This is a genomic window from Streptomyces sp. B1866, assembly GCF_031932565.1.
Classification (GTDB): Bacteria; Actinomycetota; Actinomycetes; order Streptomycetales; family Streptomycetaceae; genus Streptomyces.
Genome location: NZ_JAVSCF010000533.1, coordinates 1 through 1,126, shown reverse-complemented (window position 1 = coordinate 1,126; position 1,126 = coordinate 1). Strand labels below are relative to the sequence as shown.

Here is a 1,126-nt window from a genome sequence, read left to right as displayed (position 1 = left end):
ACCCGCCGCAGCCTCCGCCGCGTCACCTGCGGGAGCCTCGGCCAGCACCACGTCCGGCACGGCGGCACCCTCGGCCAACGCCCGCTCCAGCGCCTCCAGGTCCGCATAACGCTCACCCGACACCGCAAGACCACCAAGCACCGCCAGCCGCACCGGCTCCGACGACTCGGCCGCCACCGGCGTCCAGTCGATCTGGAACGGCGCGTTCTCGCCGCGCCGCCGCAGGGCCTCCAGGTGCGCCGGGTCGACCGGGCGGAAAGCGACGCGGTCGGCGGTCAGCACCGGCTCGCCGTGCTCCCCGGCGACGTCGACCCGCACCGCGGACTCACCCGCCGAGACGATCCGCACCCGCGCCCGCGTGAGCCCGGTCTGCCCCGGCCGTACGCCCAGCCAGGAGACCGGCAGCTCCGCCGCGGCTCCCGGCTCCCGCAGNCGGCCGTACGCCCAGCCAGGAGACCGGCAGCTCCGCCGCGGCTCCCGGCTCCCGCAGCAGCAGCCCGCCGTGCAGCGCGGCGTCGAGCAGCGCCGGGTGGACCCCGAAACCCGAGCCGTCCACCTCGTCGGGCAGCGCGACCTCGGCGTACACCGTGTCACCCGCGCGCCACGCCGCCCGTACGCCCTGGAACACCGGCCCGTAGTCGAAGCCGACGTCTGCCAGGCCCGCGTAGAGCGCGTCGGCCGACACGGGCTGCGCGCCCTCCGGCGGCCACACCGCCTGCCACCCGGCCGCGGGCCCGGCCTCGGACTCCGCGCCGAGCCAGCCGTGCCCGTGGCACGTCGCCTCGCGCTGCCCGTCCTCGTCACCGGACTCGGGCCGGGAGTAGACCGCCACCTCACGGCGGCCGTCCGCACCGGCCTGGCCGACGGTGACCTGGATCTGGACGGCGTCACCGTCCTGGAGGAGCAGCGGGGATTCGAGGGCCAGCTCGTCGATCACCGGGCTCCCGGTCCGCCGACCGGCGGCGAGCACCATTTCGATCAGCGTCACGGCCGGTACCGGCACCATCCCGAACGCCACGTGGTCCCGCAGCCACGGCTGCGCGTCCTGCGAAAGACGCCCGGTGAACAGCCACTCGTCGCGGTCGGCCACCTGGACGGAGGCGGCCAGGACCGGGTGTCCGACCCG

At 76.4% G+C, this 1,126-nt stretch carries 2 protein-coding genes; both read right to left on the bottom strand.

The annotated features are described in order from the left end of the window. The coding region (locus RKE29_RS30025) for a hypothetical protein (RefSeq protein WP_312008864.1) at nucleotides 1–348 on the bottom strand (348 nt) is incomplete at its 3' end. Next, nucleotides 326–1,126: polyketide synthase dehydratase domain-containing protein (locus tag RKE29_RS30020; protein ID WP_312008863.1), on the bottom strand; the 801-nt coding region annotated here is incomplete at its 5' end. The genes RKE29_RS30025 and RKE29_RS30020, both read right to left, overlap by 23 nt.